Origin of the sequence: Pseudomonas sp. R43(2017), from assembly GCF_002112345.1 — a bacterium.
Taxonomy (GTDB): Bacteria; Pseudomonadota; Gammaproteobacteria; order Pseudomonadales; family Pseudomonadaceae; genus Aquipseudomonas; species Aquipseudomonas kribbensis.
The window spans coordinates 436672-448741 of record NZ_NEHJ01000002.1; the positions used below are offsets into that span (position 1 = coordinate 436672).

Consider the following 12070-nt stretch of genomic DNA (forward strand, 5'->3'; position numbering starts at 1 on the left):
CCGTCACGATTGAGAACCTACCACCCAAGCCATAGGAAGAGTTAAATCATTGTCTCTATACCATGTGCCTGAACGATCTTGCACAGCTACCCAACCATGGCTATCGATATCACTTTCCAAAAAATCATCTCGAAAGTCAGTATCAATCTTAAGGTCTCCTCCAACAACACTTAGACCAAAAACCTTTACGTCCAAACTCTCAAGATCACGAAGGCGCCCAGCGACGAACGGATACTCTTTTTCTAAGTAGGCTACAGGACCATTTTCAAAGCACTGCGAATCGGCTAAATCCCAGGCACTGAGGACCACAGATACTCTAGGCCGTGTACCGTCAGGGCGCTGAGCCAAGGTTAGCTCGAGAAAACGGATGAGCTCACAAAGCACGACTTGGGTGGGTAATCCATCATCGGTTGCCTCTCCAATTTTACTCATCAGTTTTTGAGAGGATACCCAATCGAGGGGACGTACCGTTTGATCAGACCCGAGTCGCACGAACAAAAGAGCTCCATCGGATCGACGCATCTCTTCCATCAATTCGACAGATACCTCACAGTCTTGTACGGCGTTTTGCCAAAGCTCACCTGACATATCTGGGATAAGGATAGTAATTTCCTCCCCGCCCTGCGATTCGGTAACGGGGACCTCAAAATCTCGCCTACCATCAGCGTGTTCAGATCTTGGAGCGAAATTGCCCGAGAAAAGATGTTCGGCAACGTCCAATACAAATCGGAGATCACTTGGCTGCCTCGCAGCACGTAGCTTGCCACTCCCGTTGTCGAGAGCGGTCCAAACCCGGCCAATGTAGTTCGTTTTGCCTGAGTCCGGGCCGCCGAGTAGCAAAACAGAGCGTGTCATCGAACCCTCCTATAGGCTAAGTAAAAGCGGCCGTAGTTTTGCACCTCTCGGTGTGGCCAGAATTCAGGCTGATGCCTTCTCATAACCGTTGCATCGATCATTTCTCTTATCCCATGGCCAGGTTTCACCTGCCCATTTTCTGAGAATGGGGCGACATGGACGACTAGCGCGTCGACATGTCGTTTGGACAATTCAGCTTCGATTCGACTTTTAACTGTGTCGGGGAGATCGCCTTGATCTCGATGAGTGATAACCAAGATGAATCGAGGTACTGTGCCTTCAAACAATGTTGTCAGCCGACCTGCAAGTTGCCCAATACGGTTTATCGTACCTTGTCTTTTTTCCTTGTCCCTGAGTGTTCGCCCGTCCACCACCACCCAAATGGCCTCAGCTGATTTTAGAAAATCAAACCGATCAGCCCTCGCGGTACTGACTAAGTCAGTGGTCCACTCCCCTGGCAGATCAGGGAGTGCAAAATCGACACGCCGCCCATCAGACCGTCTCTCGAGGCGCAGATGCAGGAATCCTGGTCGACGATCGTCAGCCATCTCAGTATGCATCGTCATCTGCTCTGGCGGACGCCCTTCATTCCAGTCACGCGCTCCACGCACAATTTCTTCGAATGCCATCAGGGTTTTGCTGTCCCGGAAACTCCAATCCTCAAGTAAGTTGTTGGCAACGAGTAAATACAAGCTTGCAAGGCATGCTGTTTTCCCGGACTCGGGATCACCTAGAATCCCAACCAATGTCGTATATCTAGTCGACATCATCTGGCCAAGAACATCGGGCGCCATCGTTCGGCTAGATGGAAATGCAAGCGCCTCTTTAGGTCGTTGAAGTACGGCCCCTCCAACTACGCTTGCATCAGTAGAGTCGTTCGACTCTTCGATCTCCACTTCGCTAGCGGAAGTCGAACCTGGCTCAGCATTCCGGTGCTCGCAAGTGGCTGGGTCGTTCTCAAATGCACATACGCCTGTCTCTCCAACAGAACAGCCTTCAAAGCTGCATGCCAAGCTCACAGCTTACCAATTCCATTAGTGGAGATATTTGCAAGAGCAGCTTCAAGTAACGCTCGAGCGCCCCAGACTGATGATTTATAGCGCACATCCGATATAGAGTCGTCAGCCTCACCCGCAATCAAAGCATTTAGCAGAGGATAAACAGCTGGAGCCTCAACGATCGCATGTTCGGGCAAGTCAGCTAATAAAGCTTCTCGATCTACACCTATAAGGTCGATCAGCTCGCCGAGACTTATCTCAGGATCGCTTTGCATGGAGCGAAGTACGATCTCCTTATGGATATCACCAGGTAGACGCCGCAACAATCCAGCCCCTTCGATACCTGACGCGACTAGTCGAACAGGTTCGGGAATTTCTGCCAGTGGCCTTTCAAGTAAACGACTGTGGTTTAGTTGCCCCCACCATAAAAAATCCAATTCCTCTCGATCAAGAGCAGCATTCCGAAGCAAAGCATTTATCGTTCCCTGAACCGCCGCTTTAAAATTCGTGGAAGCTTTGCCGTCCTCGGCAATGGTGACTTCTAACTCGCGAACTGCCGGCACACTATCTCGCGCACGGGCTGCATCTGCGCTGTCTCTACTTCGCTCTCGCGCGGATGTCAGTACATCTCTTCGCAAATCCTCTCGTTTTTGATCCGAAAGGACAGGCTGAAACGACAACGCAGACCACAATGCATACGAATAGATATCTGCAGAGGTCCACCCAGAATTACCAACCTTCCCAGACATTAGCGAGACAGCCGCCATTCCCGCACAAACGCCTATTTCTAGAAAGCGCTCTGACGCTAGAAACGCTGAAGCATATTGCTGTATGGCTAGCTCAACCTCAGCTGTCAGCGATGCTGGAGGTGTACTGTCGCCGCCCACAGCATCTGCAATCTCCGCTGCTTTCGCTACTAAGATGTTGGCGTCGGCCGTTTTCGCCCATTTTGAGGAGAGATCTTTAATCGCACTCCGGCGGGAATTCACGTCATCATTACTAACCGCTAGGCCAGTTATTCTCATGTGGACTGGTAGCTTATCCATTAAAACTTCCCCCTCGCTCGCTCTGCAATCAGTTCGTCAATCTTGGCCATCAGTTGTGGAAGCTTGCCTTGGCGAGCAAGCCACTCAAATAATTTACGCTCCACACCTTGTGTCATTCTCTCGTCGGAATCTGCGGCGATGGCGTCTAGCTCAAGGAGGACTCTAAGCCTCTCGTTCTCGAGCAAATCACGAAAAAACCGAAGTAAGGTTAACTCGTAACCGGGCAGTGAAGGTGGTGCGGGGGAAACTTGTCCCTCTACGACCTCAGCTCCGACAAGCTCAACGATAGGCTCCTTCGACGTCGGCTCTTCAACTGAAGGTGTGACCGCGTTCCGGTGCCCCTTTCCGTCGCTTACTTGTTCCAACTTTCTGAAATTGGGAGATCTGAGCGTGTATGTAGGGCTCCTTCCACCAAGACGCACCTCATCAGGTTCGAAACGAGTTTTTTTGGGGTTCCAAGCACGAGGATGAATGGTGACCATCAGAGCGTCTTGGACTGGATTCCAATCAAACTCGATAATGTTGTATGTATGGGTATATGTTTCGTTTGATTTGAAAGGTACGGTTGCCCCCGCTGCAAGAGTCATCAGATCACAGCCTGTCTCGACCTCTTCAACTTTCACCGCCGGGTTGTGCTCATGGCCAGAGATGAAAACCCGCGCCCGACTCTTGATGTATCTACTAACTTCCTCTGCGTCCTTGTACCAACGTAAGGGGTGATGAACGAGTACAATATTTTCCTCACCAGAGCGACGAGGGATAGTGAACTGCCGAGCACCAATCATTAGCTCGGGATTATCGTCCCTTTCGTCACCCGTACACAGCAACGAGGAATTCATCCGAACGAAGCGGATTGCTCGGTTAGGTGCCAACTCGATTCGAAGATCTGCTGCGTACTTGGCTTCCTCATGTAGGCCGCAGTTGTAACCGATGCAGAAACGACCATACGCCTCAAAGCGAGAGAGTAGAGTCGCTCTATCTTGAGCGTTTCCAACGACTTCCTCATACTCCTCGTCTCCTCCGTTTCGGATGTAATCCAAAAGTTGACGACCTCCGACAGATAGCTTTGATCTATCCAAATCGTGGTTGCCAGGAACCATCTGCACTCTATGCGGTGGACACCCGACCTCTTCAGCGAGCGTGTCTAACCATGCTCCGGCGGCAATGTACTGCTCCCATTGTCCAGATTGGGCGATGTCACCTGTGACAATGATGCCTTGAGCTACGCCGGATGAAAGCCCCGCAACGACCTCTGCAGCGTCAATGATTAGCTGCTCTTTCACATCATTATGAATATGAATCGTTTGATCGTGCTCTTGACCAAAATGAATGTCCGATACATGGACGAAAACTGCTGGCATGATGACCCCATCTGCATTCCCTACGCATCACAAGGATATCTGGCAAGTCGCTCAACACGCTAGCACGTTGCCAGTATTTCTACATTTCGATGCAGATTCCGGTGCTAAAACCATCCAGAGACTGCCTGGTTACACCTGAGAACGGGAACACCATCGCCACATATCGGAGCCTCCGAGGCTTCGTTTTGACCACCTCTCAATGGGGCCTAAGGCCATCGAATCGCTACCCACTTTTTACTGAAGCAGTGTCGCGCGTCTGTTAGATTTTGATAAAGCTGATGATCACGCCCCCTAGTCTTGCCCGCCAATGAGGTACGCTATAAGCTGGATTGCAACTTATAACTGCGTCAACTTTTCTTGCTACTAAACGGCACCGTCCTGCCACACCGAATCAAATTAACCTCTCCGAAAAAACTAAAAATCAGGTAGAAAGCGTCACCATGGATATCGACCTAAACGTTATTGCTACTGGACTAGCAGCACCAAGCGCCATCCTCTTAGTTAAGACGCTTCTTGACTTCAGCTTGTCGCATCAAATTGTAAAATACTTATATTGGTTACCCGTGCGAGGTTTTTTTAGGGAAAAACCTCCTAAACTCGCTGGAAAATGGGAACAAACCTGGACAGCGCCTGAAAGTCAAAATTTCCATGAAGCTACGGATAGGCACAGCTATACCACCATCAGGCAGTTCGGAAAATATATATACGCGGAATTTGATTCAAAGGGAAAAAGCTATTGCCTATTTGGAATAATAAAGAACTCGTATATAACCGGAGAGTGGTATGATAAAAATGACAGTCATGCTTACTTTGGAACTCTTCACCTCAAAATCACTGATGTTAGCAACCTAACCGGCCTATATATAGGGCACTCCAGCCGAACTAGCCATGTAGGAAGCGGAGAGTGGAAATGGCTACGTAGCAACCAGTAAAAACTGCTCACAATATTTTATCTTAAGCTAACTCAGTTCTAAAACTGGCGTGACAACTTATTCCATTTGAAAATCTATCTAATACTTGCGACGGCTATATAAATCTTACTGACTAGAGCGCGATGCTGCTGGTAGCGCGACCTCGATTCAAACCGGCCGAAAACTGCCGCTAGTGACGGACGTACCCGTGGTACCCCATGGGCTGAGCAAGTGCAAATTGGTAGATAGCAATAGACCTTTATCAGCAATCTCATTAGCGGATGGCAAAAGGATATCACCTTGTGATATTGCTAAGGCTTTCTCTCCAAGCAAAGGAAATGCTCATGTCTGGCTCTAGCGGCGGCCCACACGGCCCTATTACCGATACGCCAACTGCGTGCGAACAGTTGACGTTCACCTCGCAGCTTGCCTCGCCGAAAGAAGAAATCGTCGAGCAACTGAGAGACGGCTCTATTCTGCAAATCGTGTCCGGTCAACAGAACGGCCAATCTGTCGTTCATGCCCTGTGGGACGGCGAAATCGCAGGGGGCATTGCAGACCCTCGCCTTCAGCGCCTACGGATCTGTATGGCCGAAGGCACCATGTACGAGGCCCGAGTAATCGAAATCAACAATGGGCAAGTTAGGATCTTCATCTACCCCGTCCGTTAAACAGCAAGGAGCGCTTTATGATCACCATCGCAGGAGGCGTGTATCGAGAACGCTGCATGCGTCCGAACTGGGACGAGTCTTATGGCTCTGCTGGTCGTGCAGCAACCGCTATTGCCAGATTCGGAGGCAACGTAGATCTCCATAGTTTTTTGGACAGCAACTCATTGTTCATCATGAACCAGCGAGCTGCATTGGAGGGATTCAAGCTCGTACCTTCTGAACTGGCTCAAGGCGTAACTTTCGAATACGTCCATGGGTTGTCGACCCCATCCATTGATGTTCGCTCAAGCATCTCTGGACTGTCACTTCAGATCACGGCTGAGAAGGTTCTACGCTTCGGCATGATTGAAGGCTCTGCCATCGTGGATGCCAACTATGTCGTCTACGATCCTCAGAGCGCTAGTAACCCGGAGCCGTTCACTGCCAATGGATCGAAAGCCAAGCATCTCGCGCTTGTATTGAATCGCTATGAGGCACAGATATTTTGTGGAACGCCTGACCTTGATCCAGCAGCGATGGCCAAGGACCTAGCCGCGAAAGAAAACGCGGAAGTTGTCGTAATCAAAATGGGACCACTCGGTGCGCTCGTCTATGAACGGGGCGAAGTCACCACGGTTCCTGCTTACCATACAAAGCGCGTGTGGAAGATTGGGTCGGGCGATACGTTCGCGGCACACTTTGCCTATGCCTGGCTGGAGCAAGGACTTAAAGCCCATGAAGCAGCTGCCATCGCATCCAAAGCGACTGCCTTCTATTGCGAAACTCAAGGCTATCCAACACCCAAGCAATTGCGTACTTACTCCCCAGAGCCATTGCAGGCCTCGAGACGCTACCAAGATGGCTTTAGGCCTTTGGTTTACCTAGCAGGCCCATTTTTCACCCTCGGCCAACTCTGGTTGATCCGTGAAGCCCTGAATGATCTGCAAGCGATGGGACTGCGGGTGTTCTCCCCATATCACGACGTCGGACTTGGCTCAGCCGACGATGTGGTCGAGAAGGATCTTGAGGCTATCCACGAATGCGACCTACTGTTTGCCATTGGAGATGGCCTGGACTCTGGCACTATCTATGAAATTGGCTATGCCAGAGCATTAGGCAAGCCAGTAGTGCTGTATGCAGAAAACGAGTCAACACAAGACAAGAAGATGATGGAAGGCTCGGATTGCAAACTCTCAGATGATTACGTGTCAGCTATCTATCAAACCGTCTGGGAAGCCATAAAACTATGAAAGTCGCCCTCCTGTTATCCGGCGGCATGGACTCCCTTTCTCTCGCTTGGTGGAAACGACCTGACGTGGCTTTCACCCTCAATTACGGGCAGTTGGCAGCACAAGCAGAAATCGCCGCCTCTCGAGCTATCTGCGAGCGGTTAGCGATTCCCCATCATGTGCTCGAAATCGACTGCCGTGATCTTGGGTCAGGCGATATGGCGGGGCGGAGCGCAGATGGCCTGGCACCAGCTTCCGACTGGTGGCCATACCGAAATCAAATGCTGGTTACCCTGGCGGCGATGAAAGCTATTTCGTTTGGCGTGACACATCTGTGGCTGGGAACAGTGAAATCCGATGGATTCCACCGCGATGGCTCAATCGAGTTTATGAGTGCGATCAGTCACCTGCTGTCACTCCAAGAAGGCGGCATGGTGGTGGAAGCTCCAGCCATTGAGCTATCAACTGCAGAGCTGGTTCGAGAATCAGGAATTCCCTCGGGTTATCTGGCATGGGCCCACAGTTGTCACAAGGCAGACGTTCCCTGTGGCAACTGCCGTGGATGCAACAAATACTTTGAGGTGTTTGAAGAGGTTGGCTATGACTTGGATCAACCTGGGTAATCCCATCCCCAAGCCAGTAAACACACAGCACAAACTCTACCAGTGGGAGACGGGGGAAATTCGGCGGCTTGCCGCCGGCGCTCACTCCGCCATGCCGTCGTTGTTCCAGGCGCTCGATGAGCGTCGAACGATACGTCAGTTCGCGCCCCTAGATGATGGTCGTCTGGCAGGCTTCCTCTGGCACGCATGCCGCAGCCGAGAGACCTGGGCTTCCGATTTAGGCTTCGACCTAGAACTCCGCGCCACGCCTTCAGCAGGAGCAATTCATCCAATTCACCTGATCATCCACCAACCCGGCGATCCACGTTGGTGGCTGTATCAGCCGAACGGGCATTTCCTGATTGAACTGACGGCCGCATCGCTCAAGCTAGAAGGCCTACGGGAGCAAAGTCAGCGGGTTGTCGACGCTCCGCAAGCCACTCTGCTTTTACTTGTGGCAGAGCCGGGTAAAACACTTACCAAGTACCAGGATGGTTGCAGTCTGATCTGGCGAGATGCCGGCGCGCTGATCGCCGTAATGGCCCTCACCGCGCAGGGCATGGGCCTAAACTTTTGCCCGTTGGGCACCACCGGCGAACCGTGGGCTAGCTCCCTAGCTGAGCAAGGCGAACTGGCTGGAGTTGGAATGGCTTTTCTTGGCCTTGCTCCGTGAACGACGTTCTGGAGAAGCTTGCCCCATTCCCATGATGCTGTGGACAGTGGCTGAAGAGGACATCATCTCCAACCATATCAACGCATCCAACTCCGACGCTCGTACACCTAGCCCTTTGCTGAACTGAATAAACTGATCTTCCAGCTCCAGGTAGTGCCGTTCAACGGTGAGGCTCTGCTCAAAGAACTTGCCCAGAAGGCCAGCGCGTAAAATGTGGATATCAAGGATGGCGACGTCATCAGCATCCAGCCAGTTCCGGGCGACCCAAGACGCTGTCTTGTAACCGATACCTGGAATGTCCAGCAGCCAATCCCGTAGTGCTCTACCAGAACCAAGGGGTGGATATTCCGTAGCCAGTTTTTGCAATGCGGCAGCTAGGTAACGCGCCTTTTGTTTAGCGAAGCGATAACGAACCAGACGTCCGTCCACCTGAATCGGCTCCTTCAGCCACTCAAGTAGTGTCTCTTCCGATGGGGGCAGGTCGTTGAAGGCTCCAAGCTGCTTCACATGATGGAACGCAGCAAGCCCGACACTGGCAGGAATACCGTGACCACCGAGCAGGCATGCCCCCACTTCCTCCTTGAGCGTCGCACCGAGTTTGTAATTGATCCGCTCACCCTGAAGGCGACGCGCATAAACCTGATAAGCCCAGTACGCAGGTGTAGGGAAGGCCTCGATCGCCCCCCATGGAACACCTGGAATTACCTCAGCATCCGGCGTGGGTAGTTCTAGATTAAAGACTACGTGGTCGATGAAAATAGCGCCCCGTTGCATCAGGCTGCCTCCTCGGCATGACCATAAGTTTCTTGCATCCATTGCAGTAAGTCATTTCGCTCTGCGGCACTCATACTGTCGATGCGAGTTCGCAACCGAGCCTGCCGGCGTTGAACCGTCTGGCGATCACGAAATGTGTCACCCATATATCTAGAGTCATGCAGACGAGAGGGAGGTTCAAAGTTCATCCAGACAACCTCCTCACGCACATCAGTGTGGGTCTTTGCCTGGAATCTCGCCGTGTTCCATCCGGCAAGCTCTGTCTCATAAAGATCACAGTCATAGCCGGAAAGCATGACTTTGCAAGGCAGGGTTTTCAGCAGGCGCAGCAGGCGCAAATGGTCAAAATGCGTGTAATCGCATCGGTAAACCTTGGATCGACGACGCGTTTCCGGCACATACGGGGGGTCGACGTAAACCAATTCATCGCCGGTGAACTGGAACGTCTCCAAAAACGTAACTGCGTCGATCTGTTCCAGCTCGCAAATGCCGGGCAGCTCAGCCCGCCACCGGCTGATGACCTTCGCGTCAAGGTCTAACCCAATGTTTCGCTTGGCGCCCTTCTTGTTGCGCATGACTGCGCCGCCGCCAAGGTGCGACTCAATGTATGTCTGATGCGGTGGCATCAGGTTGATCAAGCGCTGGTAGCACTTGCCTTTTCCGCCTGGATATCTCATGCAACAAGCATCGTCAGAAGTGACGATGATGTCAATAAGTGACCGCCGAACGGCGCTCCATGACTGCAATTGCCAGAGAGTGATTGGCCGCTCTCGATACACCAAGCACAGGTTTATTGATCGGTGGGAGTGACTTCGCTGTCACCATGTTTTGATTCGCAAGAGATTTTTGTCTTAACAGACATACGCCGAGGCAACTGGCCGACAACTTGCATGGAGCGAATCCTTAGACAACGGCCGATAGCGAAATTGTTCAAGTGGATACAGTTGGTGGATGATCGGTGAACTGAACGTAAAAATCTTGAGCTCATTCAGGATGATATTTTCCAAATTTTAGCTAGTGTATTGAATAGGTATGAGACGCGTAGCCCAATACCAGTAAATACAAAACATGGCGTAGCGAAAACTGATAAATCAGGCCAGGGATCTCGCAATGGTTAAGGCTAGAAAGACCTCAGATAACCGTAACCGCAACGAAAAGTCGGGCTCGGCAGTGACTGAGCGTTCATTGAGCCCCAAAAAAGACCCTGAGCTTGTTTTCGGCCTAGTGGGCCCAGTAGGCGTTAATCTTGACCCGGTGATTTCTGGGCTGAAAAATCAATTAAAAGCACTCAAATATGAGTCCTACGTTGTCCGCCTTAGTGAGCAAATAGAGACTTTCTTCGATACATCTCACAGCAGAAAAACTGAGGCTGAGCGCATAGATGCCTTGATGGCCGCAGGTACGCGTCTGAGAGTTGAAAGTGACGAGGGGGCGGCTGTGGCGATCTTGGGCCTAGCAGCTATCAGACAAATTAGGGATGTCAAAAGTAATGGTCTTCCAACTCGACAGGCATTTATCCTCCGCTCTTTAAAGCATCCAAAAGAGGTAGAAATGCTTCGTGCCGTTTATGGCAAAGGATTTTTTCTCATATCGGTTTATTCTCCGAGAGACGTCAGAGTAAGCGCCCTGGCAGAAAAAATAAGCAGGTCGCAGTTTGGCAATGGGAGTGATGCTCGCTCCAAGGCTGAAATTTTGGTGCAAAAAGACGAACAGGAAGAAAGCATACCTCTGGGTCAGGACGTAAAAGATGCATTCCCGTTAGCTGACTTATTCGTGGACGGGCGCAACAAGTCTACAACCGATCTTCAAATTGGTCGTTTCCTTCAATTATTGTTCGGAAACTCTTTTCTTACCCCTACTCGCGACGAGCACGGAATATATCACGCTCGATCTGCGGCACTCCGCTCCGCCGATCTAAATCGGCAGGTTGGGGCTGCGATACTAAGACCTGAGGGAGACATTATCGCAGTAGGATGCAATGATGTCCCAAAATCAGGAGGTGACTTGTACTGGCCCGGCGATACGGGAGACGCCCGCGACTTTCAGAAAGGCGTAGACTCTATGGCCGACGAACGAGTTCAAGTGTTAGGAGAAATACTAGAACGCTTGAACAAGCATGGGCTACTCTCAATAAAATCTAAAAAAACCGACATAAACACTCTTGTTCAAAGCTTGATCTCCGGCGGCCAGAAACAAATATTAAAAAACAGCAGAATAATGAATCTTCTTGAATTTGGTCGAAGCGTGCATGCTGAAATGGCGGCATTGATGTCAGCAGCTCGCTTAGGCATTTCCGTAGCAGGAGCAACATTATATTGCACAACTTTCCCCTGCCATATGTGTGCACGCCATATAGTAGCCAGCGGCATTAAGCGGGTAGTTTATATAGAGCCATATCCTAAAAGTAAAGCCAAACAACTGCATCAAGACTCCATCAGCATTGACGCACCAACACCCTCTAGCACCCAGGTGAATTTCGAACCGTTTCAAGGTATTGCCCCACGCCAATACCAAGAAATTTTTGAGCCAACGGAGCCCCGTAAGGACGACCAGGGACGTGCAGTCGATTGGCGGGAAACCGGCGATCAACCAAGGATTGTTAGATTCCTCGATACCTACCTTCAGCTTGAGGAACTGATAATCGGTAGAGAAATTCCGAACCTATTGACGAAGCTTGGTGTTAAACTATCATAAGAAGCATTTGGAGTTATGGATATGAAAAGGTCTAGTGATTTAGCACAACAAGTATTAAAGGCCCAAAAAGCTATCCAAGAGTGGCCAGACTCTATAAAGTCCGGAGTTAGATTAGAGAACTCGGACAGTTTCATTCTTCGTGAAGATAATGAAAAGAAGGAGCCTTTAACAAAGACTCGTGCCAAGCGATAAATTACATTGAGACCCATAGGCATGTAATTTTTTGTTATAACTTGCATGACAGACCGCGAGCAAACCTCTATGCTCACGCCCTATA

The 12070-nt window shown here is 50.7% G+C and carries 12 protein-coding genes; 6 read left to right on the plus strand and 6 right to left on the minus strand.

The window, feature by feature from the left end:
* Positions 1 to 3: 3 nt before the first annotated feature.
* From CAG02_RS06605 to CAG02_RS06620, 4 genes are all read right to left on the minus strand, one after another.
* Positions 4 to 855 (minus strand): hypothetical protein, encoded by an 852-nt coding sequence (locus CAG02_RS06605; RefSeq protein WP_085708915.1) that lies wholly within the window; start codon positions 853 to 855, stop codon positions 4 to 6.
* The gene (locus tag CAG02_RS06610; RefSeq protein ID WP_256578218.1) at positions 852 to 1751 is read right to left on the minus strand and encodes a hypothetical protein; all 900 of its coding nucleotides are present in this window, start codon (positions 1749 to 1751) and stop codon (positions 852 to 854) included. The genes CAG02_RS06605 and CAG02_RS06610 overlap by 4 nt, the downstream gene beginning before the upstream one ends.
* A 119-nt stretch (positions 1752 to 1870) precedes the next feature.
* The gene (locus CAG02_RS06615) at positions 1871 to 2899 is read right to left on the minus strand and encodes a GTPase-associated system all-helical protein GASH (RefSeq protein ID WP_085708913.1); all 1029 of its coding nucleotides are present in this window, start codon (positions 2897 to 2899) and stop codon (positions 1871 to 1873) included.
* On the minus strand, positions 2899 to 4260 hold the full coding sequence (locus CAG02_RS06620; protein ID WP_085708912.1) for a metallophosphoesterase: 1362 nt from the start codon (positions 4258 to 4260) through the stop codon (positions 2899 to 2901). Before CAG02_RS06620 ends, CAG02_RS06615 begins: the two co-directional genes overlap by 1 nt.
* 440 nt (positions 4261 to 4700) lie before the next feature.
* Between CAG02_RS06620 and CAG02_RS29465 the strand changes: the two genes are divergently transcribed.
* The 5 genes from CAG02_RS29465 to CAG02_RS06640 all read left to right on the plus strand — a co-directional run bounded on the left by CAG02_RS29465 (position 4701) and on the right by CAG02_RS06640 (position 8325).
* On the plus strand, positions 4701 to 5192 hold the full coding sequence (locus CAG02_RS29465) for a hypothetical protein (protein WP_139831838.1): 492 nt from the start codon (positions 4701 to 4703) through the stop codon (positions 5190 to 5192).
* A gap of 323 nt (positions 5193 to 5515) precedes the next feature.
* Positions 5516 to 5842: a hypothetical protein gene (locus tag CAG02_RS06625; protein ID WP_085708911.1), complete on the plus strand. Its 327-nt coding sequence runs from the start codon at positions 5516 to 5518 to the stop codon at positions 5840 to 5842.
* 17 nt (positions 5843 to 5859) lie between these two features.
* Positions 5860 to 7071 (plus strand): PfkB family carbohydrate kinase, encoded by a 1212-nt coding sequence (locus tag CAG02_RS06630; protein WP_085708910.1) that lies wholly within the window; start codon positions 5860 to 5862, stop codon positions 7069 to 7071.
* Complete coding sequence (locus CAG02_RS06635) at positions 7068 to 7673, plus strand: 7-cyano-7-deazaguanine synthase (protein ID WP_085708909.1); 606 nt, start codon at positions 7068 to 7070, stop codon at positions 7671 to 7673. The genes CAG02_RS06630 and CAG02_RS06635 overlap by 4 nt, the downstream gene beginning before the upstream one ends.
* The gene (locus CAG02_RS06640) at positions 7651 to 8325 is read left to right on the plus strand and encodes a nitroreductase family protein (RefSeq protein ID WP_085708908.1); all 675 of its coding nucleotides are present in this window, start codon (positions 7651 to 7653) and stop codon (positions 8323 to 8325) included. Before CAG02_RS06635 ends, CAG02_RS06640 begins: the two co-directional genes overlap by 23 nt.
* Here CAG02_RS06640 and CAG02_RS06645 read toward each other — a convergent pair.
* A complete protein-coding gene (locus tag CAG02_RS06645; RefSeq protein ID WP_085708907.1) occupies positions 8266 to 9099 on the minus strand; it encodes an 8-oxoguanine DNA glycosylase in 834 nt (277 codons plus the stop codon). The genes CAG02_RS06640 and CAG02_RS06645 overlap by 60 nt on opposite strands.
* Positions 9099 to 9737, minus strand: a complete 639-nt coding sequence (locus CAG02_RS06650; protein ID WP_256576839.1) for a DNA adenine methylase — start codon at positions 9735 to 9737, stop codon at positions 9099 to 9101. The genes CAG02_RS06645 and CAG02_RS06650 overlap by 1 nt, the downstream gene beginning before the upstream one ends.
* 472 nt (positions 9738 to 10209) lie before the next feature.
* Between CAG02_RS06650 and CAG02_RS06655 the strand changes: the two genes are divergently transcribed.
* Positions 10210 to 11793, plus strand: coding sequence for an anti-phage dCTP deaminase (locus tag CAG02_RS06655; protein ID WP_085708905.1), 1584 nt, complete (start codon positions 10210 to 10212; stop codon positions 11791 to 11793).
* Positions 11794 to 12070: the final 277 nt, after the last annotated feature.

Excerpts from the sequence above, each read along its gene's own strand:
- CAG02_RS06635 (WP_085708909.1), top strand. The coding sequence starts at position 7,068 with ATGAAAGTCGCCCTCCTGTTATCCGGCGGCATGGACTCCCTTTCTCTC.
- CAG02_RS06620 (WP_085708912.1), bottom strand. The coding sequence starts at position 4,260 with ATGCCAGCAGTTTTCGTCCATGTATCGGACATTCATTTTGGTCAAGAG.
- CAG02_RS06645 (WP_085708907.1), bottom strand. The coding sequence starts at position 9,099 with ATGCAACGGGGCGCTATTTTCATCGACCACGTAGTCTTTAATCTAGAA.
- CAG02_RS06630 (WP_085708910.1), top strand. The coding sequence starts at position 5,860 with ATGATCACCATCGCAGGAGGCGTGTATCGAGAACGCTGCATGCGTCCG.
- CAG02_RS29465 (WP_139831838.1), top strand. The coding sequence starts at position 4,701 with ATGGATATCGACCTAAACGTTATTGCTACTGGACTAGCAGCACCAAGC.
- CAG02_RS06655 (WP_085708905.1), top strand. The coding sequence starts at position 10,210 with ATGGTTAAGGCTAGAAAGACCTCAGATAACCGTAACCGCAACGAAAAG.
- CAG02_RS06615 (WP_085708913.1), bottom strand. The coding sequence starts at position 2,899 with ATGGATAAGCTACCAGTCCACATGAGAATAACTGGCCTAGCGGTTAGT.
- CAG02_RS06605 (WP_085708915.1), bottom strand. The coding sequence starts at position 855 with ATGACACGCTCTGTTTTGCTACTCGGCGGCCCGGACTCAGGCAAAACG.
- CAG02_RS06625 (WP_085708911.1), top strand. The coding sequence starts at position 5,516 with ATGTCTGGCTCTAGCGGCGGCCCACACGGCCCTATTACCGATACGCCA.
- CAG02_RS06640 (WP_085708908.1), top strand. The coding sequence starts at position 7,651 with ATGACTTGGATCAACCTGGGTAATCCCATCCCCAAGCCAGTAAACACA.